The sequence below is a fragment of the Camelimonas fluminis genome (assembly GCF_014656355.1).
In the GTDB taxonomy this organism is placed as follows: domain Bacteria; phylum Pseudomonadota; class Alphaproteobacteria; order Rhizobiales; family Beijerinckiaceae; genus Camelimonas; species Camelimonas fluminis.
The window spans coordinates 1-25,949 of sequence record NZ_BNCG01000001.1 but is presented as its reverse complement, the minus strand read 5'-3'; the positions used below and the strand labels follow the sequence as shown (position 1 = coordinate 25,949).

Genomic DNA, 25,949 nt, shown 5'->3' with positions numbered 1-25,949 from the left:
GTCCCATTCATGGTGGTGCGGCGTCGTGACCCTTCGGAGCGTGGGCAGCTTGATTTGTTCCGCGCGCTCCCCGGCGACTTCGCGCCACGAGATGCGCAGGATCTCATGGCCTATCCATTCTTCTCCCTCTCCAAATCCCATCGCGTCGCCCCGATCGACTTTGCGGCCGGCGACATCACGATCCGCGTCGAGGCCGTCCCCGATCATGGCATGGCCACGATCTGGGACGCCGACATCCTGATCTGGGCCGCCAGCCAGATCGTCGAAGCCCGCGACAACGGGCTCCGTACCTCCAGGCTGATGGCCGCGACGCCCTATGAAATCCTCACCTATGTCGGACGCGGCACATCGCTGCGCGACTACCAGCGCCTCAAGGCGGCGCTGGACCGGCTGCAATCGACCACCATTTCGACGTCGATCCGCCAGCCCACTGAGGGCCGCCGCCATCGTTTCTCATGGATCAACGAATGGCAGGAGCGCACCGACAGCCATGGGCGGCCGGACGGCATCGAACTGATCGTCCCCGACTGGTTCTACAAAGCCGTCCTCGATGACGCGCTCATCCTCACCATCGACCCGGCCTATTTCGATCTCACCGGCGGCCTCGACCGCTGGCTCTACCGCATCGTGCGCAAGCATGGCGGCCGCCAGCGCGACGGCTGGCGTTTCGATCTGCGCCACCTCCACGTCAAATCCGGCAGTCTGTCACCGTTCAAACGCTTCGCGTTCGAGCTGCGCGACATCGTGCGGCGCCAGCCGCTGCCCGGCTACGTCCTGTCGCTGGAGGCGGAGATCGGCGGGCGCACGCTGCTCGCTTTCGAGCCGCTCCCGGCCTGTGGAAAGCCTGTGGACGGCCTCGTGCTATCGGGAACCCGGACTATCGTGCCATCGGGAACCCGAGGCTCGTGCTATCAGGAACCCAAACCGGCCTTAACGTCTGGAAATCGCAGGCGGATTCGCGCCCTTAACTTAGAGTCTAACCAAGAATCTAACTTTGAAGAGCGCGCGCGCGATGTGGAGAACCTCATCCGCGACACCGCCAGAAGCCTCAGTGTAGCCGCGAAAAAAAGCGTCCCGACCGAACGATCCGGCCCCCGAACGGCTTCCGGCAACATCCTCCCGTCCCAGGGCGGCGATCCCGAAGCGCCCCAGCTTCCCCTCGACCCATCGGGGGGACGCCGATGATCGTCGCGCTCCTCAATCAGAAAGGCGGCGTCGGGAAGACGACGCTCGCGCTGCATCTCGCCGGTGAACTCGCTGGGCACGGCAGGCGCGTCACGCTGATCGACGCGGACCCTCAAGGGTCGGCGCTCGACTGGTCCGAGCAGCGCAGCCGTGAGGGCCTGCCACGCGCGTTTGGCGTCGTGGGCCTGGCGCGCGATACGCTCCACCGCGAAGCTCCCGAGCTGGCACGCGATGCCGATCACATCGTCATCGACGGCCCGCCGCGCGTCGCCGGCCTCATGCGCTCGGCCTTGCTCGCCGCCGACCTCGTGCTGATCCCGGTGCAGCCGTCGCCGCTCGATGGCTGGGCCTCGGCCGAAATGCTCTCGCTCCTGTCGGAAGCGCGGATCTACCGGCCGCAGCTCGTTGCCCGCTTCGTTCTCAACCGCTGCGCCGCGCGCACCGTCATCGCTCGCGAGACCGCCGAAACGCTGGCCGATCACGATCCGCCGGTGCTCGCCGCGACCATCGGCCAGCGCATCGTCTTCGCCGACGCCGCGCAGTCCGGGCGGCTCGCCTCGGAGATCGACAGCCGATCGCCCGCCGCACGCGAAATCGCCGCGCTCGCATCCGAGGTCGCGCGGCTGCGCATCGGGAGGGACGGTTCATGATCGTCCTTGCCGGTGACTGCCGCGAACTCATGCCGCCGTGCGGCCCGTTCGACATGATCCTCGCCGATCCGCCCTATGGCGACACCTCGCTTGCCTGGGATCGGCGCGTCGAGGGCTGGCTGGCACTGGCGCGCGCCGCGCTCAAGCCGACCGGCTCGATCTGGGTCTTCGGCTCGCTACGCAGCTCCATGGCGACCGCCGACCGTTTCGCGGACGCGCGCCTGCGCATCGCACAGGAGATCGTCTGGGAGAAAAAGAACGGCTCCAGCTTTCATGCCGACCGCTTCAAGCACGTGCATGAGTTGGCCGTGCAGTTTTACCCGGCCGAGACGGCCTGGCGCGACATCTACAACGACGTCCAGACCACGCCCGATGCGACGGCGCGCACCGTCCGCCGCAAGCAGCGTCCTCCCCATACCGGCCAGATCGATGCCGGCCACTACGTCAGCCACGACGGCGGGCCGCGCATCATGCGTTCGGTCATCTACCTGCGCAATTGCCACGGCCGCGCGATCCATCCGACCGAAAAGCCGTCGGTGCTGCTCGAAATCCTGATCCGCACGAGCTGCCCGCAAGGCGGGTTGCTCGGCGACTGGTTCGCAGGGTCCGGCGCGGCCGGCGAAGCCTGCCGGCTGTCCGGTCGCCGCTATATCGGCTGCGAGATCGATCCCGACATGGCCGAGCGCGCCCGCTCACGGCTCGCCTCGCTCTTGCCCTTCAACGATGGAGGCGTGTCATGACGGCCCGCGTCGAAAAGCGCGGCTTCGCCAGGTGCCCCGCCGATCCCGAGCAATGGATCAGGACGGCCGAGATCCCGCCACGCGCATCTGAGCCCACCGCCTACACGGCGCGGCTCACCATCGACGTGACGCCCGCGCTGCGCGGCCGGATCAAGATCGCGGCCTTCGGGCGCGGCGTAACCGTCGCCGACATGCTGCGCGAGCTGCTCTCGCGCGAATTTCCCCCGACCTCAGGAGACCCCATATGACCGGCACTGCGGTCCCCCGCGCGCGCGGCGGCCCGATGCCGTCCGCGCTCACCCATGATCGCATGACCCGCGTCGAACTGACGTGGATCGAGAAGAAGATCGAATACTGGATCAGGTTCGGCCAGGCGGCGAACGAACAGATCATCGACCGCCGCCAGCGCATTCTCTCTTTCCGGCCGAACACCGTCTTCGCCTTCGTCCGATGGGCGGCGAACAACTTCGGCACGATCATCTCGCGCATCGATATCGTGCGCGCGGTCGAACCGGGCGAGGCATACCAGACGCTGCCCTTCGTGCGGCCGGGCGGCGAAATCCTTCTGAAGATCGAGGGCTGGCCGAAGGTCGAGGACGTGCTGCGCCACGTCGATGCGATCGAGGCGCTCGGCATCGATGCAGACGCCGTTTCGCCGGAACACTGGCGGCATGTCCACAACCGGATGGCCGCCGCTCAGCGCCCACGCGCCTACACGCTCGACCAGCATCGCGCCTTCCTCCTGCGCAGGAAGGTCCAGCCATGACGCGCGCCGGCCTCATCCTCGTCATGGTGCTCGCCACGATGGGCATCGGCTATCCGGCGGTCACGCCGATGCCGATCAAGCTCCTATGGAACGCCTCGGCCAGCGCGCCCATCGGCCTCTACACGATCGACGTCGACGGGCCGTTCGACGCCACCGATCTCGTCGCGGTCGACGCACCCGAACCGCTCTCCGCCTTCATGGCCGAGCGCGGCTATCTGCCCAGGGGCGTGCCGCTGCTCAAGCGCGTCCTCGGCGTTTCCGGGCAGACCGTCTGCCGCTCGAACCTCACCATCGCCGTTGACGGCGTGGAGGTCGGCAAGGCGCTGGAGCGCGACCGCGTTGGGCGCGATCTGCCGGCCTGGCAGGGCTGCCGCCGCATCCAGACCGGCGAAGTCTTCCTCATGAACTGGCAGGTCCGCGACAGCCTCGACGGCCGCTACTTCGGCCTGACCTCAACCGACCGGATCATCGGCCACGCGGTCCCGCTGTGGACCGACGAAGACAGCAACGGCCGCTTCGAGTGGCGCGCCGACGCGCTGACCGGGCGCACGCGCCGCATTTCCCCGATCAACCAGCCCACCAACCAGAAGGAGACTGACCATGCCCAATCCCATCTTTGAACCGACGGCCAACGGCTATGTCGGCCGCGTCCGGCTGTTCGACATCGACGAGGCGATCGTGCTCGTCGCCACCGATCCGAGCGACGCCGAGAACGCGCCGGACTATCGCATTCACCTCGACGACGAGAACGGCCCCGAGATCGGCGCGGCCTGGAAACGTGTCGGCGAACGCGCCGGTGACTACATCGCCCTGGAGATCGACAGCCCGCTCTTTCTGACCGTGTTTCGTCCGGCGCTGTTCCAGGCCGACGACGACGGACGGACCTTCCGGCTCGCATGGAAGCGTCCTCGACAGCGCGAAGATCGGAGCTGACCGATGCCCGCTCGCAGTCCATCGACGAGCCATCGGAGTGCGCATGGGCGGCATCACGCCGCCCGGCGCATGGCTCTCCTTCTCCTTTCCGGCCTCTCCATCGCGAGCGCCATGCCGGCGATCACGATGGCGCAGGAGACACCGATCGCGCGACCGTCGCCGCGCGATCCCTATGCCACCCACATCACCGAGGCGGCGCAGCGGTTCGGCATCCCGGAACGCTGGATTCGCGCCGTGCTGCGCGCCGAGAGCGCGGGCGACGTGCGCGCCATCTCCTCGGCGGGCGCGCTCGGACTGATGCAGGTCATGCCCGACACATGGGCCGCCTTGCGCGCCCGCTACCGTCTCGGCCGCGACCCTTATGACCCGCACGTCAACATTATGGCGGGCGCGGCCTATCTGCGCGAAATGTGGGACCGCTACGGCGATGTCGGCGCGATGCTCGCGGCCTACAACGCCGGTCCCGGCCGCTATGACGACCATCGCTCGACCGGCCGTGCATTGCCGGCCGAAACGCGGGCCTATGTCGCCGCGCTCGCGCCGGTTCTCGGCGGCGCGGCCGCACCGGAAACGTCCGTCCGGCGAGCCGATCCGCCGCCCGACTGGCGCGAGGCGGCGATCTTCGTCGTGCGTTCCGCCGACGCTCGCCCCGCTGCGTCACGCTCGGCCGGCGAGCGTTCGGGCGACGGCCGATCCTCCGTCACGGCAAGGCCATCCGATCCGGCCGCGACATCGGATTCGCCCCTTGTCGTCGCACGCTCCAGTCCAGGAGAGCGCCCATGAGCGTGCGGGCCGTCCTTCGCAGGCAATCGTATTCCGGCGTGTCATGGAGGGCGCAAGGGGCAGAGGCAGGCAGAACAACCGGACGATGGCGAGATAAAAAGGCGCACGGTGCGCTTCGGTCGGTCGGTTGTTTTTGCTTGGGTTTTCGGCGCGTTCCGCACCGTGCCGCGCTTTCGCGCACCGCGCGCTCCGCGCCCATCTTCCTGATTTTCCTGCGCCTTTTGCACCGTGCGGGGCTCTGCCATGGCCGATGATAGCGAAATCCGCATCCGGCCTGGGCGCATCCGCTCGACCCGCGCACAGCAGGCCCGGCCTTTCATCGCGCAGGCGCTCGCCGCCGCGCAGAAGGCCGGGGGCCGCGTCTCCCGTTCCGGCAAGATCACGACGGGCAACCGCTCGCGCTTCGGGCGCGGCCAGCGCGCCAGCATCCAGGCCAATCGCCTCCTGACCAGCCGCACGCGCATCGTCGTCATCAAGACCCGCGTGGTGCGCCATAGCGCACGCGCCGCGCCGCTTGCCGCGCACCTCACTTATCTGCGCCGCGACGGCGTGACCCGTGACGGGGAGAGGGCGCGGCTGTTCGGCCCTGAAGCCGACAACGTGGACGCCCGTTACTTCGCGGCGCGCTGCGAGGACGACCGGCACCATTTCCGCTTCATCGTCTCGCCCGAGGACGCCGTGGATATGGCCGACCTCAAGGACCATGCCCGCGAGCTGATGGGGCAGATGGAAAAGGATCTCGGCACGAAGCTCGATTGGGTCGGCGTCGATCACTGGAACACCGACAATCCCCACATCCATATCATCCTGCGCGGCCGCACCGACGACGGCCAGGACCTTGTGATCTCCCGCGACTACATCAAGGAGGGAATGCGCGCCCGCGCACAGGATATCGTCACGCAGGAGCTTGGCCAGCGCACCGATCTGGAGATCAACCGCAATCTGGAGCGGCAGGTCGAGGCCGAACGCTGGACACAGCTCGACAGGCAGCTTGTCCGCGACGCCTGCAAGTCGGGCATCATCGACCTCGCGCCGCAGCCCGGCCAGCAGCCGGACGAGTTTCACGCGCTCAAGGTCGGCAGGCTGCGCACCCTCGAAATCCGGGGGCTCGCCGGACAGGTCGGACACCAGCAATGGTTCATCAAGGCCGAGGCCGAATCCACGCTGCGCGAACTCGGCGAGCGCGGCGACATCATCAAGCGGATGCACCGGGCGCTCACCGAACGCGGCATCGAGCGCGGTTCAGGCAGCTATGTCCTCGCCGGCGAAAGCCTCGATGTTCCCGTCATCGGCCGCCTGGTCGAACGCGGCCTTGACGACGAACTGAAGGGAACGGCCTACGCCGTGGTCGACGGCGTGGACGGCCGCACCCATCACATCAGGCTGCCGCACCTCGACGCCACCGGCGACGGCCCGCCAGGATCGATCGTCGAGCTGCGCGCCTTTGAGGACGCGAAACGCGATCGCCGCGTCGCGCTCGCCGTCCGCTCCGATCTTGATCTCCAACATCAGGTGAGCGCGACCGGCGCGACCTGGCTCGACCGGCAATCCATCGCCCGCGAACCCGTCGCCATGTCGGACGGCGGTTTCGGCGCCGAAGTGCGCGACGCGATGCGGCAGCGCGCGGAGCATCTGGTCGGTGAAGGTCTCGCCGAACGGCAGGGGCGCCGCCTCATCTTCAACCGCAACCTGATCGATACGCTCCGCCGCCGCGAAGTCGATGCCGTGGCCGGCAGGCTGGCGAAGGAGACCGGCCAGCCGTTCAAGCCGGCCGAGAGCGGCGAATATGTCGCCGGCACCTATCGCCAGCGCCTGACGCTCGCCTCCGGCCGCTTCGCCATGATCGACGACGGCCTCGGCTTCCAGCTCGTGCCCTGGTCGCCATCCCTCGACAAGCAGCTCGGCCGCCACGTCTCCGGCGTCGCCCGCGACGGCGGCGGCGTCGATTGGGATTTCGGGCGCAAGCGCGGGCTCGGCCTCTAACCTCGACAGACAAGGACCATCGCAATGTCAGCGACCAAAATCCTCTGGGGACAGATCCTGATCGTCTTCCTCATCGTCCTCTCCACCATCTGGGGCGCGACAGAATATGTCGCCTGGAGCCTCGGGTTTCAGGCGCAGCTCGGGCCGCCCTGGTTCGTCCTGTTCGGCTGGCCGTTCTATCATCCGCCCGCCTTTTTCTGGTGGTGGTTTTCCTACGATGCCTATGCGCCGGAGATCTTCACCCAGGGCGCGTTCATCGCAGCATCGGGCGGCTTCATCGCCATCGCCGTCGCCATCGGCATGTCGGTCTGGCGGGCGGGCGAAGCCAAGGACGTCGCGACCTATGGTTCGGCGCGCTGGGCCGAGAAGGAAGAGGTGAAGGCCGCGGGGCTGCTCGATCCCGATGGGGTCGTGCTCGGCCGCTACGACCGCGACTATCTGCGCCATGACGGGCCGGAGCATGTGCTGTGCTTCGCGCCGACGCGATCGGGCAAAGGCGTCGGCCTTGTCGTGCCGTCATTACTGACCTGGCCGGGCTCGGCGATCGTCCACGACATCAAGGGCGAGAACTGGACGCTGACATCCGGTTTCCGTTCGCACCACGGCCGCGTGCTCCTCTTCGATCCGACTAATCCAAAGTCCTCGGCCTACAATCCCTTGCTCGAGGTGCGGCGCGGCGAGTGGGAAGTGCGCGACGTGCAGAACATCGCCGATATTCTGGTCGATCCCGAAGGCAGCCTGGACAAGCGGAACCATTGGGAAAAAACCAGCCATTCGCTTCTGGTCGGCGCGATCCTCCATGTCCTCTACGCCGAGCCGGAAAAGACGCTCGCCGGTGTCGCCAACTTCCTCTCCGATCCGAAGCGCCCGGTCGAATCCACGCTGCGCGCCATGATGAAGACCGCCCATCTCGGCGAGGACGGGCCGCATCCCGTCGTCGCCAGCGCGGCGCGCGAGCTGCTGAACAAATCCGACAATGAGCGTTCCGGCGTCCTGTCCACGGCCATGTCGTTCCTCGGCCTCTACCGCGATCCCGTCGTCGCCGAGGTGACGCGGCGCTGCGACTGGCGCATCAGCGATGTCGTGGGCGGCGAGCGGCCGACGACGCTCTACCTCGTCGTGCCGCCGTCCGACATCAATCGCACCAAGCCGCTGATCCGGTTGCTGCTGAACCAGATAGGCCGCCGTCTGACCGAGGATCTACAGGCGAAGGGCGACCGTCACCGGCTGCTCTTGATGCTCGACGAGTTTCCGGCGCTGGGGCGGCTCGACTTCTTCGAGAGCGCGCTTGCCTTCATGGCGGGCTACGGCCTCAAAGCATTCCTGATCGCGCAGTCGCTGAACCAGATCGAAAGGGCATACGGCCCCAACAACTCCATTCTCGACAACTGCCACGTCAGGGTCAGCTTCGCGACGAACGACGATCTCGCCGCTGATGGGTTGGATCTCGGTCTTCGAGAACCTGATCCAGATCGTGTGCCTGCTGTTTGCCTGGGCGCTCGTGATCCTCGCCTTCTTCATCCTGGCGATCCAGCTCTTCGTGACGTTGATCGAGTTCAAGCTGGCGACGCTCGCAGGCTTCGTCCTCATTCCGTTCGGCCTCTTCGGCAAGACCGCCTTCATGGCCGAGCGCGTGCTTGGCAACGTCATTTCCAGCGGCATCAAGGTTCTGGTCCTTGCCGTCATCATCGGTATTGGCTCGACGCTGTTCGGCGAGTTCACCAAGGGCTTCGGCGGCACGACCCCGACCGTCGACGACGCCATGGCGATCGTGCTCGCCGCTCTCTCGTTGCTCGGCCTCGGCATCTTCGGTCCCGGCATCGCCAACGGTCTCGTCTCTGGCGGCCCGCAGCTCGGCGCGGGCGCTGCCGTGGGGACCGGCCTTGCCGTCGGCGGCGCAGCCCTTGCGGCAGGCGGTGCGGCGGGTCTCGCCATCAAGGGCGGATCGGCGGCGCTCTCCGGTGGCGCTGCCGTTGCCCGCGGCGGCGCGACGGCGGCAGGCGCGGCATCGGCCGCCTATTCGCTCGGCTCCGTGGGGCAGTCCGGTGCGGCAGGAGTTGCCTCCGGCATGGGCGGCGTTGCCCGCGCCGCAGGCTCCGCAACCGTCTCGCCGCTGAAGCGCGCCGTGGCGCGCGCCTCCGAAAGCATGAAGTCCAGCTTCTCCGACGGCGCCAAGGCCGGCTTCGGCGCGACCGGCGGCTCCTCGACCATGGGAACGGTCGGCGGTGGTCAGCAGGACGCCGAGGCGGCGTCCACGCCGACAGCCGCGGCAGGAGGCGCCCCGGAATGGGCCAAGCGCATGAAGCGCGGCCAGCATCTTTCTCACGGCGTCAGCGCCGCCGCCCATGCCGTCCGTTCTGGCGACAGCCACGGCTCCGGTTCTTCCGTCAACCTCTCTGAAAGCGACCGCTCATGAACATCTTCAAGCGACCCGCCGTGCACTACGGCAAGACGCCCGAACCCGAGACGCCTTACCAGAAGGCCGCGCAGGTCTGGGACGACCGCGTCGGCTCGGCCCGCGTGCAGGCGAAAAACTGGCGATACATGGCCTTCGGATCGCTGATCCTCTCGGCCGGTTTCGCCGGCGCGCTGGTCATCCAGTCGGCGCGCGGAACCGTCGTGCCCTGGGTGGTCCAGGTCGACAAGCTCGGCCAGGCGCAGAGTATCGCGCCGGCCACCGCCGACTATCGCCCGACCGATCCGCAGATCGCATGGCATCTGGCCCGCTTCATCGAGCAGGTCAGAAGCATTCCGGCCGATCCGATCATCGTCCGCCAGAACTGGCTTCGCGCCTATGAGTGGACGACCGATCGCGGCGCGGGCGCGCTCAACGACTATGCCCGCACCAACGATCCCTTCACCAAGGTCGGCAAGCAGCAGATCGCCGTCGACGTCTCCAGCGTCATCCGCGCCTCGCCGGATTCGTTCCGCGTCGCCTGGACAGAGCGTCAGTTCGAGAACGGCGTGCTCGCCTCGACCCAGCGATGGACCGCGATCCTCACGATCACGCTTCAACCGCCGCGCGACGCCGAGCGCCTGAAGGCCAATCCGCTCGGCATCTACGTCAACGCCATCAACTGGTCGCGGGAGATGGGCCAATGAACCCGGCAATCCGTAGATCCGCAGCCGCGATCGTCCTCCTGTCCGCGACGGCGCTGGCGGGCTGCGCCACCAACCGCCCGCCCGCGATCAGCTACGACTCCAGCGTGCCGCCTTTGCCAGCCATTCCCGCCGCCGTCACCGACGATAGGCCGAAGCCGGTGCTGATCCCGCCGGCCTGGACGGTCGCACGCGGCGGCGAGACCGCCGGCACCCCGACCGGCCGCGTCGAGAACGCCAATGCAGCCGCCCGCGTGCAGCCGCGCCGCGAGGGCTATTACAATGCCATCCAGATCTACCCATGGTCGGAAGGCGCGCTCTATCAGGTCTATGCCGTTCCGGGCCAGATCACCGACATCGCACTGGAGCCGGGCGAAAGCCTGACCGGCGCGGGACCGATCGCGGCCGGCGACACGGCGCGCTGGATCATCGGCGATACCGAGAGCGGCTCCGGCGTCACGCGCCGCGTCCACATCCTCGTCAAGCCGAGCCGACCCGACATCACCACCAACCTAATCGTGACGACTGACCGGCGCACCTACATGCTGGAGCTGCGCTCCGGCGAGAAGCCCTACATGCCGTCTGTCGCCTGGGCCTATCCGCAACCGCCGGCCAGCCAGCGCCAAAGCGTGCAGGCTACGCCGGTCATTCCGGCTGTCGCCGCCCGCAATTATCGCTACAGCCTGACCGCCACTGGCAATCCGCCGTGGAAGCCGATCACCGTCTATGACGATGGCCGGCATGTCTATGTCGAGTTCCCGGCCGGCATCGTGCAGGGCGAGATGCCGCCGCTGTTCGTCATCGGCCCCGAAGGCGAAGCCCAGATCGCCAACAGCCGCATCTATCAACACATCCTGATCGTCGATCGCCTGTTCGGCGCGGCCGAACTGCGCCTTGGCGCGGGCGACAAGCAGCAGACCGTCAGGATTACCCGCACCGACGGGAGGCCGTCATAATGACCGATACCGCAGGCAATACCGCAACCAGCACCCCCGTCGCGCCGATGCGGCTTCGCGCCGAAGCGCCGCGCGTCACACGCCTCTCGCGCAAGATGCTCGCCAGCGTCGCCGCCGTCGCGCTGGTCGGCATCGGTGGATCGCTGATCTACGCGCTCCAGACGCGCGGGCCGGACGATGGCGGCGCCGAGCTTTATTCCACCAACAACCGCCAGACCGCCGACGGTCTCGCCGGATTGCCGAAGGACTATACCGGCCCGGTTCTCGGCCCGGCGATGCCCGGCGATCTCGGCCGTCCGATCCTCGACGCACAGAACAACGGCCAGCCTGTCGCTACACCCGCCGTCCCGACGCCTGGCGTCAGCGAGGCCGAGCAGCGCCGCCGCGCCGAGGAAGAGGCCGCGCGCCTCAGCATCGTCTTCTTCCAGTCGCGGCAGGGATCGACGGTCGCCAGCACGGCGGGCGCAATGCCCGGTCTTGCCGGCCTCGATCTCTCCGGCGCGGGCGGACAGGTCGCCACCAGCCAGGACAAGCAGCTCGCCTTCCTCAACGCGGCGGCCGACCGGCGCACCGTCACGCAAGATCGCGTGACGCCGCCGGCGTCACCCTTCGTGCTCCAAGCCGGAGCGGTCATTTCGGCCGCACTCATCACCGGCATCCGCTCCGATCTGCCCGGCCAGATCATCGCCCAGGTCACAGAGCCGATCTATGACAGCCCCACGGGGCGCATCCTGCTCGTGCCCCAGGGGACCCGGATCATCGGCCAGTACGACAACAACGTGCAGTTCGGCCAGCGCAGGGTCTTGCTCGTCTGGAACCGGCTCATCATGCCGAACGGTCGCTCGATCGTTCTCGAGCGCCAGCCTGGGACCGACACACAGGGCTATGCCGGGCTGGAGGATGGCGTCGATTACCATTGGTGGGATCTCGCCAAGGCTGCCGGGCTCTCGACCCTGCTTTCGGTTGGAGCCGAGCTTGCCGTCGACGATCAGGACCGGCTCCTGCGCGCCATCCGCAACGGCGGCCAGGACACGATCAACGACGCCGGACAGCAGATCGTTCGCCGCCAGCTCAATGTTGCGCCAACGCTGACCATCCGGCCGGGCTTCCCGGTCAGGATCGTTGTGACGCGCGATCTTGTCCTCGAACCCTTCAGGAACTGACCATGACCAAACTGAAACTCGGCCCCATCGCCGACGATAAACCCGTCAAGGTCGCGCTGGAGCTGCCTGCCGCGCTCCATCGCGACCTGATGGCCTATGCCGAGATCCTCGGCCGCGAGTCGGGACAGGCATCGGCCGATCCGGTCCGTCTCATTGTTCCTATGCTGGAGCGATTCATAGCCACGGATCGGGGATTTGTGAAAGCGAGGAAGTCAAAGGCATCGTAGTAATGATTGTTGCTCTTGTTGATCGGGATAACGTGCGCGCGAGACTGAGCAATCGACGGCAAGCCGGATTATCATTCCGGGACGACCACACTGCGCTGAAGGGCAGCACTTCGTTCACGATCGGTCGATATATGATTCCTGGAAACTGTGCGACCGTGGTTGCTTCGCTCGTCAGCGTTAGACCTCGACCGACGGCTACAAGCGAGAGAAGGTTATCTCGCCCGACATATTGTGTATCAACTTCTGGATGCCGTCCAAGATCAGCGAGGCGCTGTACTAAGTAGTCGTGAATCTCCGGTCCAGGCGCTCCATCGCTTACAATGAACCGCTCGCCGACGAGGTCGCGCCAGTCGAGTTCCGCCTTGCCGCAGAGCGAGTGGTTAGCGGGAAGGACGACAAATACCCGCTCCCACCAAAGCTGATCGACTTCGCAATCGGGCCACTGCGACGTACCAGTGATGAACGCAACGTCAAGTCGCAACTGACGAATCGCCGAAACATGATCCGCTGGATCGCCGTCTATCAGCTCGATTCGAACCTGCGCGTGCTCCTTGTCATAAGCACGCAGCAACTCCGACAGGAAGCCCGAGGCGAGCGAGGAGAATATCCCGATCTTGATCCGACCGTCTTCTGAGCGTCCGATCGTCGCGACGTCCCTTGCACCATACTCGATCTGCCGAAGCGCCTTTCGCGCGTGCCGCACGAAGCGCTGCCCGGCCAGCGTCAGAATGACACCGCCATTGTGCCGCTGAAAGAGCGAGGCGCCCAAGTGATCCTCAAGATCGCGGATTCGACGGCTGACCGCTGACTCTCGGATGCCAAGCGCCGACGCAGCCTTGCGAAAACTGCCATATTCCGCTGCGGTAACAAAATATCGGAGGTGGCGTAGTTCCACTTATAATCCGCTGAGTTCATGACGTATCGGGCTTCTCCCGTGAAGGGAGGACAGGCGCCCACCGTCCCATTCGTGTAGGATCGACCGGTGCTGGTCGACCGGGATGACAGCCCTTCTGTCGATGACGATTACGAGTGCATCCTTGTCTCGTAGCGGCCCGTCACCAATGGTCAGCTTGGCCGCGAGATCATCAATGCTGTGAGAGGAGATCAAATTTCATGGCGCTCACACGCGTTTTCGTCAGCATCTGGCGAGCTTTTTGGCGTGGATGATTTCCGATCTAATGGTCACATCTTCGGGTGATGACGATCCTGATACATTGCGAATTGGATCGTTCAGCAGGCGCAAGCCGTTAAGGACGACGAGAACCGTCCCGCCTTCATGTCCGAGCACTGCAAGAGGAAGAGGAAGATCGAAAAAGGCGGCACCGGTTACAAGAAGCAGCATCGCGCCGATGGCGAATATCAGATTCTGACGAATGATTTGCGCCGTGCGCTTCGATAGGCGATGCGCGGCCGCCAGCCGCCCCATATCTTCCGCAAGCAGCGCGACATCGGCCGCCTGAAGCGCGACCTCCGAACCTGCTGCTCCCATCGCGATGCCGACATCGGCCCGCGCCAGAGCTGCGGCATCGTTCACCCCATCGCCGACAAACGCGACTTTCCGTCCTCCCGCGATTTCCGCCACGAGTCGCACCTTGTCCTCGGGCAGCATGTCGGCATGGATTTCGTCGTTTTGCAGGCCAAGCTCTTGTCCGATGCGCAGCGCGACGGCATGCCGGTCCCCCGTCATCATGACGATCGTCGTGACGCCGCTTGTTCGGAGGGCCGCAAGTCCGTCCGCGGAGGTTTCGCGCGGTCTGTCGGCGATCGTGGCCGCGCCGAGCAATCGACCCGCGCGCCCCAGATAAACGATCGTCTCCTCGGTATTCTGAAGGTCCCGCAGCGCGCTCTGGTCGACCGATGCTCCCATGGTCTCTGCCATCCGGCGATTTCCCGCCCAGATCGCTCCCAGATCGTCTTCGCCGACAATACCAGCGCTGGGTAACGCCATGACGTTATGCATCTCACGAGTGGGCAGGCTGCGGTGAGCGGCTTCACGCCGCAAAGCGTCAGCGACATGATGCTCAGAGTGCGCCTCCAAACTGGCCAGTGTCGACAGCAAGGCGTCCTCGTTTCCATCCAGAGCGACGACGCCCGTCACGGCAGCGCGCCCGGCCGTCAGCGTGCCTGTCTTGTCGAAGGCGAAAACCTCGATATCCGCGAGTGTTTCCAGTGCTGCGCCACCCTTAAATAATACGCCACCGCGTGCCGCTGCCGAAAGGGCTGACAGGATTGCGGCCGGGACTGAGATGACGATGGCGCAGGGGCTTGCCGCCACCAGAATGGTCGCGGCCCGGTAAAGAGCCGTCTCCCAGCCGTTTCCAAGCCAAAGGAAGACAGCGAGTGCGAGGGCGGAGCCTAACAGGACAGCGATAGTGTAACGCTGCCCGAACCATGCGCTGAAGCGCTCTGAAGGCGCCTTGGCTGACTGAGCTTCGGTGACGAGCGCAATCATGCGAGCGACCGTGCTCTGCTCTAGAGTTCTGGCGACGCGTACCTCAAGGATGCCGTTGAGGTTCACCGTGGCCTCAAAAACCTGCTGGCCAGGTTCCTTGCGGACCGGCATGGATTCACCGGTGATTGTCGACTCGTCCAGCGAGCCCTGACCAGCGACGATTACGCCATCGGCTGGAACCCGTGCGCCGGGGCGAAGGACCACCACGTCGTCGATGCCAAGATCGGCGGCCGGCACGTCTTCGGTCGTACCGTCGGGCGCTTTGCGCAACGCTGTTTCCGGCCGCAACGCCATCAGCGCCTCGATGGCGCGCCGCGCGCGTCCCATTGCCCTTTCCTCGAGCGTCGTCGACATGCTGAACAGGGTGAGCAGCACAGCTCCTTCAATAGCCGCGCCGACGATCGCTGCGGCGATCGCGGCAACGATCATCAACAGATCGATGTCCGGGATGTGCTCATTCCACAGCACCTTCAACGCCCGCCAGCCGGTCGGCACGCCCCCGGCGAGATAGGCAAGCGCCGTACCCGTCGAGGTGACTTGCAGGGCTAGCTGACCATTGAGAAGCCAGGCGCCTGCCAAAGCGATCAGAAGCCCGGTCACTGTCGCGGTAGTCAGGACGATGGAAATATTCGACGAAAACCGTGACAACATAGCTCTCCCGCAAGCGACCGATGGTCCGCTCCTGTCATACAATTTAGAATTAGAATAATTCTAAATTGTGATCGATGGTTGGCCGCTACGCAAGCAATTGCTGCCCGCGTTAGGCCGATCCGCTCATCCGGAAACTCGCCTCGAAGCCGTCTTCGCGCCCCTCCCGCGGCGATAGCAGCTCGATCCTACCGCCCGTGCCAGCGGCGATCGCCTTGGCGATGGCAAGACCCAGGCCGGTGCCGCTGGCCTGCGCCTGTCCCCGTTCGAACGGTTCGGACAGGCGGGCGAGCAGATCGGGCGGCACGGCGGGTCCAGCATTGGCGACGCGCAGCACACCGCCCGCCGACAACGCCACGCGGACCGGCTCCTGGCGGGCGCCATGCTTCAGCGCATTTTCGATCAGGTTACGCGCCAGGATGGCGAAGGCATCGGCATCGATGTGCGAGAGCACCGGGGCATCGGGGAGTGTCAGCTCGATCCGCCCGGCAGCATCGGCGCCTTCCGTCATTTCGCCAACGAGCACACGTAGGATAGTCGCGACATCGGTCGGCTCGGCCGCTTGCAGACGTCCGCCCTCAGCCCTTGCGAGTTGCATGAGCTTTTCCGAGAGCCTGAACAGCCGTCGCAACGCCGTCTCGATATCCCGTGCGCGTTCACGCGCAGCCTCGTCCGACGTTTCGATGATCAGCCTTTGCGTCTGTGCGAGCGCGGCGGCCACTGGTGTGCGCAGTTCATGCGCGGAATTGGCGGTAAAGCTGCGTTCTGCTTCCAATGTGCGCCTGAGACGCTCCAGTAAGTGGTTTACCGCCTGCGCGTTCGGCTGGACCTCGGAAGGCAGGTCTGTCGCAGAAATGGGTGTCAAATCCCCTGCGCCCCGCGCTTCGATTTGCGAGCGGAAGCGCCGAAGTGGCGCCATCGACAGACGCACCACCGCCCACACGCCTATCAGGCTGGCAGGGACGATCAAGCCAAGCGGTAGCGCCAGGCCGAGCAGTGCCTCGCGCGCCACCGCGTGGCGGCGGGAAAGTGGTTCGGCGACTGAAATGGTGATCGTGCCCTGAAGGGCGGCGTCGGAATAGATGCGGTGCGTCGGAGTATCCGCAAAACCCATGCCGGTGAACGGCGGGAAGACGGACAGGTCCGCCTTGTGGGAGCGCAGCAGCACCCGCCCTTCGCCGTCCCGCACCACATAGGTGAAATATTCGTTATGCTCGCGCATCGTCGCGACGCTCTGGTTGGCATCGTCGTCGCTGTCGCGGCCGACCACATCGCGGACAGCAAGCGGCAGCAGGCGCTGGCCAGTTTCTTCAAGCGCGCTGTCAAACACCTCGTTCATCTCGTGGCGCAGCTTTTGCGCGGTGACTACCGCAGCGAATGCCCAGAGCAAGGTGATGCCGAGCCCTAGCCAGAGCGACAGCCGCCATTGCAGACTTCGCGGCGCGATCACCGCGCGTCCCCGAGCCGATAGCCGATGCCGCGCACCGTCTCGACGACGGCATGCCCCAGTTTTTTGCGCAGACGGCTGACATGGACCTCGATCGCGTTGCTCTCCACTTCCGCGCCGAAGGCGTAGAGTCGTTCCTCCAGTTGCGTCTTCGATAAAACTTGGCCGGGATGCTGGACGAAAGCCTCGAACAATGCCCATTCGCGTCCGGTCAGATCGACAGGCCGGCCATTGCACAGGACGCTTCTTGCAGCCAGATCGATTTGGAGATCGCCGATGGTGATGAGCGGGTTGGGGTTGCCGCTGTAGCGGCGCGCCACTGCGCTGAGCCGCGCCGACAATTCGGAAAGATCGAAGGGCTTGGTCATATAATCGTCGGCCCCTGCATTCAGCCCGGCAATCCGGTCGGAGATCTGATCCAGCGCCGTCAGGATGATGACCGGCGTGACGCTGCCCCTGCGGCGCTGCTCGCGCAGGAAGGCTATGCCCTGTCCGTCGGGAAGCATGAGATCGAGAAGGACGAGATCGTAGGCGGCGCTGTCAAGGTGATCGCCGGCCGCGTCGAGCCGGGTCACCCAGTCAACCGAATGGTTGTCGGCGATGATGTGGTCGCGCACCGCCGCGCCGAGGATCGTGTCGTCTTCGACCAGAAGGATTCTCATGAGCGCATCGTCCTGCTTGTTCCGCATCATTATCTGCAAAACCTGTCAGCCGGCTGACGGACCGGCCTTGCCGGCGTCAGCTATTCGTCAGGATTGAGTGCCACCTTTCCTGCAAATGAACGCTGATGCAGGACAAACGACATGATGAAGCACATTGCGATGATCTCTCTTCTTCTTGCCTTGACCGGTGTCAGTCCAGCGATAGCTGACGACGATTGCCATGTTCCGCTGAGCCAGTGGCAGCCGCGCGAGGCAGTACAAAAGATGGCAGAAGCACGCGGATGGCAGGTGAACCGGATCAGGATTGACGACGGCTGCTATCAGATCAGAGGCATTGATGAAAACGGGCGGCCGTTCAAGGCCAAGATCGACCCGGCGACCCTCTCGATCGTCAAGATGAAACGCACAGATCGGCATGATGACGACCATGCGAGCGGCAGACGACAATCGACCGGATCGGAAATGATCGACGCCTCCGGCGCTCTGCCCTCAAGCAAACTGTTCCAGTCAGGTGAGCTACCAAAGACTGTTGTGAAATAGCCGATCGCGCGGCGAATCCCCCCATTTCGTCCCACATGCAGGAAGCAGATGATGTCCCGCAATTCCCCCCGCTATTCAAAAACCATGATCATCATTCACTGGCTGACCGCCTTATTGGTGGTTGGCGCCTGGTTAACCGCTGAAGGGGGGCGCAAGGTGGTTCAGGATCCGCCCTTGTTGCATTTCGCATTGGGGTTGGCGGTGCTAGTGCTCATCGTGCCGCGATTGATCCTGCGACTGGTCGACGGAGCGCCCGCCACCGATACGCAGCACGGATGGCTTGCAATCGGGGCAAAGGCTGGCCACGGCTTGCTCTATCTGCTGCTGATAGGATTGCCGATCACCGGCTGGTATGCGGCATCACGCATGGGCGTGCCGGTATCATTCCTCAGCGTGGAGCTTCCGGCGATCGCGTCGAAGGTGCAGGGTCGTCCCGGTTTGATCGCCGAGCTTCATGAGAATGCGGGAACCTTCATCCTCATCCTTGCCGGTCTGCATGCCCTGATGGCCGTGTGGCACCAGTTTGTCCTACGCGACGGAACCTTGCAGCGCATGAGCCTACGCTGAGCAACGATAACCTTCTTTCGTCCGGCCCTGCGCCGTCCCGGATCGAAACGATGCGAGGCGGCGCAGGGCCGAGCCTTTTGGTCAACTTGTGATCGCGCAGCGCCATGATCTGCTCGACGTCTTCCTGACAGCAAGCTGAAGCAGAAAACAACGTGCCGTCAGGAAAGGCTCAGTTGCTTGCTTCAGGTTGCTTTCACCGGATTGGTTCGGCGTCCTCCAACTGGTCCGGCCTCGTTAAATCGGCCCGACATTTTCGTTTGCGGCCACAGTTAAACAGGCAGAGGCCACCATGAAGACCATCCTTACAGCGCTTGCCTTGACCACGGCACTCACATTGCCGAGCCTCGCCGTGGCGCGGCCTGTTACGTTCACCACAACGCTAAGCAATTACGGTGGCGACGGCGCCTACCTCGCGCTTTATGTCACTGATGCGACGGGCGCGTATGTCGGCAGCCTGTGGATGGCTGGCAGAAAATCGAAATATTACGAGCATCTGACGGGCTGGTATCGTGCGGCCGGTGGCAGGCTTTCTGAGATCAACGGCATTACGGGCGCCAGCGTCGGCGCGGGACGGACGCTGGAAATTACACTCGACTTAGCCGATGCCTTGTTTGACGCTGGCTATACAATGCACATCGATGCTGCCGTCGAGGACATGCGCGACAGCCCCAATGAGGTCGCGGTTCCGCTGACGACGAATGGTGCAAAAACCCCGGTACGTGGACGGCGATACATCGCCAGCTTCGCCTACTCGATGTAGCCGGAGAGCGTCATGATCCGCGGATTTCACCGCTGGCCAGGCCTGCTGGCTGCGCTTGTGTTGCTTGTGCTCAGTCTGAGTGGCGCAGCCCTCTCGATATTTCCAACTGCCGAGCGCCTGTCCTCACCGCAGGCCACAGCTTCGCTTTCCATTGCCGATCTGGCGGAGCGCGTCCAGATCGCCCATCCCCAAGTGGAGCAGATTCGGCGGGCACCATCAGGCCAGATCACCGCCTATTGGTTCGAGGGCGGCACGCCGCAGGCGGCGGTCATCGATCCGGTCACCGGGAAGGGTATCGCTTCCGCCGATCCGAACCCGCTGGAACGGTGGCTGACCAACCTGCATCGATCGCTCTTTCTCGGTGATGGCGGCCGCATCGCAGCGGCTGCGGGAGCCACTGCCATGCTGGTGCTCGCCTTGTCTGGCGCCGCGCTTATCGCACGCAGGGCTGGCGGCTGGCGGCTCTGGTTCACACCGCTACGCGGGCCGCTATCGGGACGGCTGCATGTCGAAATCGCCCGCGTGGCCGTTGCCGGTCTGCTGCTATCCTCCGCGACTGCCCTATGGATGACCGCCTCGACCTTTGAACTGCTACCGGACGGGCCGACATCATCGGCAATGCAAACTAGTCCGAGCGGCCGCGTCGGCATACCGCTCGCCGCGATAAATATTCTGAAGGAGACGCCGGTCGCTGAATTGCGCAGCCTGGCGTTTCCCGCATCCGGCGACATGGCCGACGTCTTCACTATCAAGACCGACCGCGGCGCCGGCACTCTCGATCAGGGCACCGGCGCGCTGCTGACCTGGAGCGATCTAACCGGGTGGCAACGTGTCTCCGAAACCATCTACATGCTTCACACCGGACAAGGCGCCGCCGGGCTCGGGCTCATTCTCGGGCTGACGGCGCTTGGCGTGCCGGTCATGACGGTGACGGGCTTCATCCTCTGGTTTGCAGGTTGGCGCGCAAGGCCACGCATTCGCGGCAACGCCACCGCCGGGCACGCCGAGACGATCCTGCTGGTGGGCAGCGAAGGCGGCAGCACATGGAGCTTCGCCGCAACGCTGCATGCCGCACTGACGAATGCGGGGCAGACCGTTCATGCCGCAGCGATGTCCTCCTTCGAACCCGCGCGTTACGCACAGGCGCAACGCATCTTGGTTCTGGCCGCTACCTATGGCGACGGCGATGCACCCGCTTCGGCAAAAGGATTCATCAACCGATTGCAATCCCTGCCTGCTGCGCCCGCAGCCTCCCTGGCAGTCCTCGGCTTTGGCGACCGCAGCTTTCCCGCCTATTGCGCCTTCGCGCAGACGGTTGCCGAAACGGCGGAGGCCAAGGGCTGGCGCATACTGGTGCCGTTCGACACGATCGACCGCCAGTCGACGCAGGACTTCGCCCGCTGGGGGCGGGTGCTCGGCGCGGCGATGGGCGTCGACCTGGAACTCGTCCATGAGACGGTTCTGCCTGCCGTCCGTCCCCTGACGCTTGTTTCCCGCCGCAATTACGGAGCGGAGGTGCAGGCCCCGACCGCCATCCTGCGTTTCGCGTTGCCGAAGGTTCCGCTATGGCAGCGGCTCACCGGCCGTGGCTTCGGTGGCTTCTCGGCGGGAGATCTGCTCGGCATCCTGCCTGACGGTTCGGCCGTGCCAAGATTCTATTCGCTGGCCTCGGGACGGTGCGATGGCTTCATCGAGATCGTCGTGAGGAAATATCCGGCCGGTCTGTGCTCCAGCCAACTCCTCGGGTTGGAAGTCGGCGACACCGTGAGCGGCTTTCTGCGCGCCAATCCCGGCTTCCACGCCGGCCGCAGCCACGCACCGCTGGTCCTGATCGGTGCCGGGACGGGGATCGGGCCATTGGCCGGTTTCGTGCGCTCCAATGCGCCGCATCGCCCGATCCACCTGTTTTTCGGCATGCGTCACCCCGACAGCGACTTTCTCTACGCCGAGGAATTGGCGGCTTGGCAGCGAGAAGGCCGTCTCCGGCTACTTGCGACAGCCTGTTCTCGCGGACGAATGCCCCGGTATGTGCAGGACACCTTGCGCGAGGAAGCCGCTGAAATCGCAAAGCTGGTCTGTAAAGGCGCGAAAATCATGGTCTGCGGCGGACGCGGCATGGCGGCGGGGGTTTCGGAGGCGCTTGCGGACATCCTGGCACCCGCAGGTCTGTCGCCAGCGCTGCTCAAGGCGGAAGGGCGCTATGTCGAAGATGTCTATTGATCCCAGGCGGCATGCGCTGAACGGGGCCACCATGGGCACGCGCTGGTCGGCCCTGTTCTACAGGTCCGGATCCTTCGACCCTCGGCCGGTTCGGGATGCGCTTCAGGCTGCGGTGGACGAGGTGGACGCGCAGATGTCCACATGGAAGCCGGACAGCGACTTGATGCGCCTCAACGCATGTCCGGTCGGCGAATGGATGACTGTGCCGCAGCTGCTGACGGAGGTGCTGCGCCTGTCGCTCGACATCGGCCGCGCCTCCGGCGGTGCCTTCGACATCGGCGTGGGCGACGCGGTGAATGCCTGGGGTTTCGGCCCGGCGGCGGCCGACCAGAGCCTCATCCAAGAGGCACTCGCCGCTCCGCGCCGGCCTGCACACGAGGTGCTTGAGCTGGACCCCAACGGCCAAAGGGTCCGAAAGAGCGCTCCTGTCGTTCTCGACCTCAACGGCATCGCCAAAGGCTACGGCGTCGATCGGCTGGCCGAAACGCTACGTGGCTTCGGCATCGCTTCCGGCCTGGTCGGTATCGACGGCGAGATGCGGGCGCTTGGCCTGCGCCCCGACGGCGAGCCCTGGACCATAGCGGTCGAGGAGCCTGACCGTGCTCGCCGCGCTCCGCATTCGATCCTCGCCTTGCAGGACGCCGCGGTGGCCACGTCGGGCGACTACCGGCACTGGGTGGTCGTCGGAAATCATCGCCTTTCGCACACGATGGACCCGCGCCGTGGCGCGCCGCTCGTCTCGTCTCCCGCCTCCGTCACCGTCGTAGCGCGCACCTGCGCCGAGGCCGACGCATGGGCGACCGCGCTGATGGTTCTTGGTCCGGAAGCTGGACTTGTACTTGCGCGGCGTCTGCGCCTCGATGCGCTGTTTCTCCTGCGCGAAGGAAAAGAGGTGCGGTCACAGCCGGTTGGCCTGCTGTTTGGTAACGAACCTTTGCCGGGGCGGGGCAAAAACGTCGGCCTTCCCGCCAATGACGGACTTCAGGTCCCGGCAGTCACGGATGAAGCCCGTCAACGATCGTCAATCGAACGACGACTGAGGTAATAGCGCCGGAACCCCGCATCCGGCGCTTGAACCGCGCACCATCGGATGATAGATAGTAATTGATTACTATCTATTGGAGGTGTGTGGTGGCTTTACGCCCAGCCTATCTTTCAGCGGATGAGCGACGTGAGGTGACGGTTGAAACCGTCATCAATCTCGCTGCGGAGCAAAACCCGGCAGACATTACGACCGGTGCGATCGCCAAGCGGATGGGGGTGACCCAAGGGGCCTTGTTCAGGCATTTCCCCTCCAAGGACGCCATTCTCCAGGCCGTGATGGAATGGGTCTCAGATCGCTTGTTGATGCGTATCGAGAACGCGATCTCCGAGGCGGGATCTCCGCTTAACGCGCTAGAGGCAGCATTTACCGCGCATATCGAATTCATCTGCGAGCACCCAGGCGTGCCTCGGATGCTGTTTGGAGAGCTGCAACGTGCCGAGCAGACCGTAGCCAAGCGTATGGCGCACACCTTGATCCAGCGTTACGGCGAGCGCCTCGAACGGCTCGTTGAGGAGGGCAAGGAACGTGGCGAGTTGGCTATGACGCTGGACGACAAGGCCGCCGTCACACTCTTCATCGGCACAATTCAGGGCCTTGTCATGCAGTCCCTCATCGCCGGCGACGTCGAGCGCATCCGCGCCAGCGCACCAGGAACGTTCGCATTGTACCGCCGCGCTGTCGAGGCGGCGAGATGAATCATCCCTATTTCTCGGCCGTCACATCTCCGAGTCATTCGAATATCCGAAGCATGTCGCTCGGTGCGCTCGACAGGACGAACAATTCCGCGCGCAGGCTTAGGATCGAGGCACCATATCTCGCACATGTGGAGGCAAACCAGTGAAATTGCCTTCGTTACAGCGTCGCACGCTGATGCTCATAGGCGTTGGGGCTGTGACCGTCGTCTTGTTCGGCTACGTGGTGTTGCGCTCTGGACCGTTGGCGCCTGTCGCAGTTGCGACCGCTGCCGTCGAGGCCCGCTCAATCTCGCCCGCATTATTCGGTATCGGCACGGTTGAAGCCCGTTTCTCGTACAAGATCGGCCCCACAATCGCAGGCCGCGTCGCCAGGATAAATGTTGATGTGGGCGAACAGGTGCGCGCCGGTCAGGTTCTGGCTGAAATGGACCCGGTGGACCTCGATGCTCGCGTTGCAGCACTCGATGCGGCGATCGGCCGTGCAGAAGCATCCGTAAGGATCGCGGAAGCGCAGGTGGACGATGCACTGGCGCGCAAGGAATACGCGCTTGCCCAGGCGAGACGCTATGAAGAACTCTGGCAGACCCGCGCCGTCAGCCAGGTCGCTGTGGAAACCAAGCGGCAGGAAAGCCAGGTGGCTGATGCTGCTCTCTCGGCCGCTCGGTCGAATCTCCTTGCAGCGCAACAGGATCTTCAACGCAATCGCGCTGATCGCGACGGCCTGATTAAGCAGCGGGAGAATCTAGTTCTGATTGCACCGGTCGAAGGTATGATTGCAGCACGCAAGGCAGAACCGGGAACGACTATGGTTGCTGGCCAGGCAGTTATAGAAATGATCGACCCGACGAATCTCTGGATCAATGCTCGGTTCGATCAAATTGCAGCAACGGGCCTCCGGCAGGATCTGCCTGCCTCGATTGCATTGCGTTCACGCGCCGGCAAAGGCGTACCGGGACGAATTGCCCGCGTGGAAGTCCTCGCTGACGCTGTAACGGAAGAAAATCTGGCCAAGGTGGTGTTCGACACGCTTCCCGAGCCGCTACCTCCGATTGGAGAATTGGCCGAAGTATCTGTCGCCTTGCCTGAGCTAACTCCGTTGCCGGCAATCCCAAACGCTGCGGTCCAGAATGTCGGCGGCAGATTGGGTGTCTGGAAAATCGAAGACGGCAAAATCCGTTTTACTGTCGTCCAACTCGGCGCCGCAGACCTAGAAGGGCTCGTGCAGATCACAAAAGGCCTGACGGTCGGCGATCGGATTGTTGTTTACAGCGCATCGAGATTAGCCAGTACGAGCCGCATTCGGGTAGCCGACAATCTTGCGGAGCTACTCAAATGATCAGCCTCGCTGGACGTGATATTCTGCATTCATGGGGCAAGTTCGTCTTCACGGGGGTCGGGCTTGGTCTGCTCATCGGTGTAACCTTCACCATGGCTGGCGTCTATCGAGGAATGGTCGACGATGGCAAGGTGCTGCTCGACAACAGCGGCGCCGACATGTGGGTCGTCCAACAGAACACACTTGGCCCGTACGCGGAATCCTCGAGCATCAATGACGACATCTATCGCGTGATCCTCGCGATCCCCGGCGTCGAGCGGGTCGCCAACGTAACCTATCTGACGATGCAAGTTCGAAAAGGAAACGCAGACGTCCGGGCTATGGTGGTCGGGACTGCGCCGGGAGACATGGCGACGCCCGGTCGGCCACCGTTTCTTGTCGCGGGGCGGCAGATCACGCGCAGCCACTATGAGGCGGTGGCCGATGTCGCTACGGGATTTTCCCTGGGGGATACGATCGTTATCCGACGAAACCACTATACGGTTGTGGGCCTCACTCGGCGGACGGTATCGTCGGGTGGCGATCCTATGGTCTTCATCCCGCTGAAGGACGCGCAGGAAGCACAGTTCCTCAAGGACAACGACTCCATTGTCCGTCAGCGTCGGCGTACCAGCGAAAATCCAGAGTTTAACCGGCCGTGGGTGCCTGGTTTGCTGGATGCAGTGATCGCCTTACAAAACAGCAACCCTTACGTGAACGCGGTCTTGGTCCGAATCAAACCTGGCTATGACCCGGAACGCATTGCAACTGATATAGCGAGGTGGAAGCGGCTGACGGTATATACGCGGCCCCAGATGGAAGAGATTCTAGTCGGCAAACTCATTGCGACATCCGCGAAACAGATCGGCATGTTCCTCGCTATCCTGGCAATCGTCAGCGCCGCCATCGTCGCCTTCATCATCTACACGCTCACAATGGATAAGATACGCGAGATCGCGGTGCTGAAGCTGATTGGCACGCGCAATCGAACCATCGCGGCCATGATCTTGCAACAGGCAGTCGTCCTCGGGCTGATTGGCTTCGTGGTCGGCAAGTGCGGATTCCACGGATGATGGGCATCGATTCCACGCGATCGTGGGCATGGATTCCACG

25 protein-coding genes and 2 pseudogenes are annotated in these 25,949 nt (G+C 64.4%); 23 read left to right on the top strand and 4 right to left on the bottom strand.

The window, feature by feature from the left end:
• Window positions 1–9: 9 nt before the first annotated feature.
• The 15 genes and pseudogenes from IE243_RS00135 to IE243_RS00065 all read left to right on the top strand — a co-directional run bounded on the left by IE243_RS00135 (window position 10) and on the right by IE243_RS00065 (window position 12,485).
• Entirely contained in the window at window positions 10–1,185 is a 1,176-nt protein-coding gene (locus IE243_RS00135) for a replication initiator protein A (protein ID WP_191317338.1), read from the top strand.
• The gene (gene parA, locus IE243_RS00130) at window positions 1,182–1,835 is read left to right on the top strand and encodes a ParA family partition ATPase (protein WP_191317337.1); all 654 of its coding nucleotides are present in this window, start codon (window positions 1,182–1,184) and stop codon (window positions 1,833–1,835) included. The genes IE243_RS00135 and parA overlap by 4 nt, the downstream gene beginning before the upstream one ends.
• Window positions 1,832–2,575: a DNA-methyltransferase gene (locus IE243_RS00125; RefSeq protein ID WP_191317336.1), complete on the top strand. Its 744-nt coding sequence runs from the start codon at window positions 1,832–1,834 to the stop codon at window positions 2,573–2,575. Before parA ends, IE243_RS00125 begins: the two co-directional genes overlap by 4 nt.
• The gene (locus tag IE243_RS00120) at window positions 2,572–2,823 is read left to right on the top strand and encodes a hypothetical protein (RefSeq protein WP_191317335.1); all 252 of its coding nucleotides are present in this window, start codon (window positions 2,572–2,574) and stop codon (window positions 2,821–2,823) included. The genes IE243_RS00125 and IE243_RS00120 overlap by 4 nt, the downstream gene beginning before the upstream one ends.
• Window positions 2,820–3,341 carry a DUF2840 domain-containing protein gene (locus IE243_RS00115; RefSeq protein WP_191317334.1) on the top strand — a complete coding sequence of 174 codons (522 nt, stop codon included), beginning with the start codon at window positions 2,820–2,822 and terminating at the stop codon, window positions 3,339–3,341. Before IE243_RS00120 ends, IE243_RS00115 begins: the two co-directional genes overlap by 4 nt.
• Window positions 3,338–3,961: a S26 family signal peptidase gene (locus tag IE243_RS00110; protein ID WP_191317333.1), complete on the top strand. Its 624-nt coding sequence runs from the start codon at window positions 3,338–3,340 to the stop codon at window positions 3,959–3,961. Before IE243_RS00115 ends, IE243_RS00110 begins: the two co-directional genes overlap by 4 nt.
• Window positions 3,942–4,274, top strand: coding sequence for a DUF736 domain-containing protein (locus IE243_RS00105; protein WP_191317332.1), 333 nt, complete (start codon window positions 3,942–3,944; stop codon window positions 4,272–4,274). The genes IE243_RS00110 and IE243_RS00105 overlap by 20 nt, the downstream gene beginning before the upstream one ends.
• Window positions 4,275–4,385: 111 nt before the next feature.
• On the top strand, window positions 4,386–5,057 hold the full coding sequence (locus IE243_RS00100) for a lytic transglycosylase domain-containing protein (protein ID WP_373301518.1): 672 nt from the start codon (window positions 4,386–4,388) through the stop codon (window positions 5,055–5,057).
• Between the two features lie 243 nt (window positions 5,058–5,300).
• On the top strand, window positions 5,301–7,040 hold the full coding sequence (locus IE243_RS00095; protein WP_191317330.1) for a relaxase/mobilization nuclease domain-containing protein: 1,740 nt from the start codon (window positions 5,301–5,303) through the stop codon (window positions 7,038–7,040).
• Window positions 7,041–7,064: 24 nt separating this feature from the next.
• Window positions 7,065–8,474: pseudogene (locus IE243_RS00090) on the top strand (conjugal transfer protein TraG); the annotation flags it as partial.
• A gap of 1 nt (window position 8,475) precedes the next feature.
• On the top strand, window positions 8,476–9,456 hold the full coding sequence (locus IE243_RS00085; RefSeq protein WP_244642698.1) for a type IV secretion system protein: 981 nt from the start codon (window positions 8,476–8,478) through the stop codon (window positions 9,454–9,456).
• Entirely contained in the window at window positions 9,453–10,142 is a 690-nt protein-coding gene (trbF, locus tag IE243_RS00080; protein WP_191317329.1) for a conjugal transfer protein TrbF, read from the top strand. The genes IE243_RS00085 and trbF overlap by 4 nt, the downstream gene beginning before the upstream one ends.
• Window positions 10,139–11,095 (top strand): P-type conjugative transfer protein TrbG, encoded by a 957-nt coding sequence (gene trbG / locus IE243_RS00075; protein WP_191317328.1) that lies wholly within the window; start codon window positions 10,139–10,141, stop codon window positions 11,093–11,095. Before trbF ends, trbG begins: the two co-directional genes overlap by 4 nt.
• The gene (locus tag IE243_RS00070; RefSeq protein ID WP_191317327.1) at window positions 11,095–12,258 is read left to right on the top strand and encodes a TraB/TrbI/VirB10 family type IV secretion system protein; all 1,164 of its coding nucleotides are present in this window, start codon (window positions 11,095–11,097) and stop codon (window positions 12,256–12,258) included. The genes trbG and IE243_RS00070 overlap by 1 nt, the downstream gene beginning before the upstream one ends.
• A 2-nt stretch (window positions 12,259–12,260) precedes the next feature.
• Complete coding sequence (locus IE243_RS00065; RefSeq protein ID WP_191317326.1) at window positions 12,261–12,485, top strand: DUF2274 domain-containing protein; 225 nt, start codon at window positions 12,261–12,263, stop codon at window positions 12,483–12,485.
• Here the strand turns inward: IE243_RS00065 and IE243_RS00060 are convergent.
• The 4 genes from IE243_RS00060 to IE243_RS00045 form a co-directional block, all read right to left on the bottom strand.
• The gene (locus tag IE243_RS00060; RefSeq protein WP_191317325.1) at window positions 12,433–13,380 is read right to left on the bottom strand and encodes a LysR family transcriptional regulator; all 948 of its coding nucleotides are present in this window, start codon (window positions 13,378–13,380) and stop codon (window positions 12,433–12,435) included. The two genes, IE243_RS00065 and IE243_RS00060, sit on opposite strands and share 53 nt — an antisense overlap.
• Before the next feature lie 240 nt (window positions 13,381–13,620).
• Window positions 13,621–15,588, bottom strand: coding sequence for a heavy metal translocating P-type ATPase (locus IE243_RS00055; RefSeq protein ID WP_191317324.1), 1,968 nt, complete (start codon window positions 15,586–15,588; stop codon window positions 13,621–13,623).
• 109 nt (window positions 15,589–15,697) lie between these two features.
• On the bottom strand, window positions 15,698–17,035 hold the full coding sequence (locus IE243_RS00050; RefSeq protein ID WP_191317323.1) for an ATP-binding protein: 1,338 nt from the start codon (window positions 17,033–17,035) through the stop codon (window positions 15,698–15,700).
• Window positions 17,032–17,694: a response regulator transcription factor gene (locus IE243_RS00045; protein ID WP_191317864.1), complete on the bottom strand. Its 663-nt coding sequence runs from the start codon at window positions 17,692–17,694 to the stop codon at window positions 17,032–17,034. Before IE243_RS00045 ends, IE243_RS00050 begins: the two co-directional genes overlap by 4 nt.
• A gap of 141 nt (window positions 17,695–17,835) precedes the next feature.
• Between IE243_RS00045 and IE243_RS00040 the strand changes: the two genes are divergently transcribed.
• The 8 genes and pseudogenes from IE243_RS00040 (at window position 17,836) to IE243_RS00005 (ending at window position 25,909) form a co-directional block, all read left to right on the top strand.
• Window positions 17,836–18,234 (top strand): PepSY domain-containing protein, encoded by a 399-nt coding sequence (locus tag IE243_RS00040; protein WP_191317322.1) that lies wholly within the window; start codon window positions 17,836–17,838, stop codon window positions 18,232–18,234.
• Window positions 18,235–18,285: 51 nt separating this feature from the next.
• Window positions 18,286–18,801, top strand: coding sequence for a cytochrome b (locus IE243_RS00035; protein WP_191317321.1), 516 nt, complete (start codon window positions 18,286–18,288; stop codon window positions 18,799–18,801).
• 289 nt (window positions 18,802–19,090) lie between these two features.
• Window positions 19,091–19,561 carry a DUF2271 domain-containing protein gene (locus IE243_RS00030; protein ID WP_191317320.1) on the top strand — a complete coding sequence of 157 codons (471 nt, stop codon included), beginning with the start codon at window positions 19,091–19,093 and terminating at the stop codon, window positions 19,559–19,561.
• Window positions 19,562–19,573: 12 nt separating this feature from the next.
• Window positions 19,574–21,781 (top strand): PepSY domain-containing protein, encoded by a 2,208-nt coding sequence (locus IE243_RS00025; protein ID WP_191317319.1) that lies wholly within the window; start codon window positions 19,574–19,576, stop codon window positions 21,779–21,781.
• Window positions 21,762–22,721, top strand: a pseudogene (locus IE243_RS00020) (FAD:protein FMN transferase); the annotation flags it as partial. The gene IE243_RS00025 and the pseudogene IE243_RS00020, both read left to right, overlap by 20 nt.
• A 236-nt stretch (window positions 22,722–22,957) precedes the next feature.
• Entirely contained in the window at window positions 22,958–23,521 is a 564-nt protein-coding gene (locus tag IE243_RS00015; protein ID WP_444542211.1) for a TetR/AcrR family transcriptional regulator, read from the top strand.
• 142 nt (window positions 23,522–23,663) lie between these two features.
• On the top strand, window positions 23,664–24,857 hold the full coding sequence (locus tag IE243_RS00010; RefSeq protein WP_244642542.1) for an efflux RND transporter periplasmic adaptor subunit: 1,194 nt from the start codon (window positions 23,664–23,666) through the stop codon (window positions 24,855–24,857).
• Complete coding sequence (locus tag IE243_RS00005) at window positions 24,854–25,909, top strand: ABC transporter permease (protein ID WP_244642539.1); 1,056 nt, start codon at window positions 24,854–24,856, stop codon at window positions 25,907–25,909. Before IE243_RS00010 ends, IE243_RS00005 begins: the two co-directional genes overlap by 4 nt.
• Window positions 25,910–25,949: the final 40 nt, after the last annotated feature.

What these genes read in the sequence shown, in the direction of transcription:
- IE243_RS00120 (WP_191317335.1), top strand. Translation starts at nt 2,572, where the DNA reads ATGACGGCCCGCGTCGAAAAGCGCGGCTTCGCCAGGTGCCCCGCCGAT.
- IE243_RS00115 (WP_191317334.1), top strand. Translation starts at nt 2,820, where the DNA reads ATGACCGGCACTGCGGTCCCCCGCGCGCGCGGCGGCCCGATGCCGTCC.
- IE243_RS00035 (WP_191317321.1), top strand. Translation starts at nt 18,286, where the DNA reads ATGTCCCGCAATTCCCCCCGCTATTCAAAAACCATGATCATCATTCAC.
- trbG (WP_191317328.1), top strand. Translation starts at nt 10,139, where the DNA reads ATGAACCCGGCAATCCGTAGATCCGCAGCCGCGATCGTCCTCCTGTCC.
- IE243_RS00085 (WP_244642698.1), top strand. Translation starts at nt 8,476, where the DNA reads ATGGGTTGGATCTCGGTCTTCGAGAACCTGATCCAGATCGTGTGCCTG.
- IE243_RS00045 (WP_191317864.1), bottom strand. Translation starts at nt 17,694, where the DNA reads ATGAGAATCCTTCTGGTCGAAGACGACACGATCCTCGGCGCGGCGGTG.
- IE243_RS00100 (WP_373301518.1), top strand. Translation starts at nt 4,386, where the DNA reads ATGCCGGCGATCACGATGGCGCAGGAGACACCGATCGCGCGACCGTCG.
- IE243_RS00025 (WP_191317319.1), top strand. Translation starts at nt 19,574, where the DNA reads ATGATCCGCGGATTTCACCGCTGGCCAGGCCTGCTGGCTGCGCTTGTG.
- trbF (WP_191317329.1), top strand. Translation starts at nt 9,453, where the DNA reads ATGAACATCTTCAAGCGACCCGCCGTGCACTACGGCAAGACGCCCGAA.
- IE243_RS00135 (WP_191317338.1), top strand. Translation starts at nt 10, where the DNA reads ATGGTGGTGCGGCGTCGTGACCCTTCGGAGCGTGGGCAGCTTGATTTG.
- IE243_RS00055 (WP_191317324.1), bottom strand. Translation starts at nt 15,588, where the DNA reads ATGTTGTCACGGTTTTCGTCGAATATTTCCATCGTCCTGACTACCGCG.
- IE243_RS00065 (WP_191317326.1), top strand. Translation starts at nt 12,261, where the DNA reads ATGACCAAACTGAAACTCGGCCCCATCGCCGACGATAAACCCGTCAAG.
- IE243_RS00095 (WP_191317330.1), top strand. Translation starts at nt 5,301, where the DNA reads ATGGCCGATGATAGCGAAATCCGCATCCGGCCTGGGCGCATCCGCTCG.
- parA (WP_191317337.1), top strand. Translation starts at nt 1,182, where the DNA reads ATGATCGTCGCGCTCCTCAATCAGAAAGGCGGCGTCGGGAAGACGACG.
- IE243_RS00070 (WP_191317327.1), top strand. Translation starts at nt 11,095, where the DNA reads ATGACCGATACCGCAGGCAATACCGCAACCAGCACCCCCGTCGCGCCG.
- IE243_RS00110 (WP_191317333.1), top strand. Translation starts at nt 3,338, where the DNA reads ATGACGCGCGCCGGCCTCATCCTCGTCATGGTGCTCGCCACGATGGGC.
- IE243_RS00125 (WP_191317336.1), top strand. Translation starts at nt 1,832, where the DNA reads ATGATCGTCCTTGCCGGTGACTGCCGCGAACTCATGCCGCCGTGCGGC.
- IE243_RS00105 (WP_191317332.1), top strand. Translation starts at nt 3,942, where the DNA reads ATGCCCAATCCCATCTTTGAACCGACGGCCAACGGCTATGTCGGCCGC.
- IE243_RS00040 (WP_191317322.1), top strand. Translation starts at nt 17,836, where the DNA reads ATGATGAAGCACATTGCGATGATCTCTCTTCTTCTTGCCTTGACCGGT.
- IE243_RS00030 (WP_191317320.1), top strand. Translation starts at nt 19,091, where the DNA reads ATGAAGACCATCCTTACAGCGCTTGCCTTGACCACGGCACTCACATTG.
- IE243_RS00005 (WP_244642539.1), top strand. Translation starts at nt 24,854, where the DNA reads ATGATCAGCCTCGCTGGACGTGATATTCTGCATTCATGGGGCAAGTTC.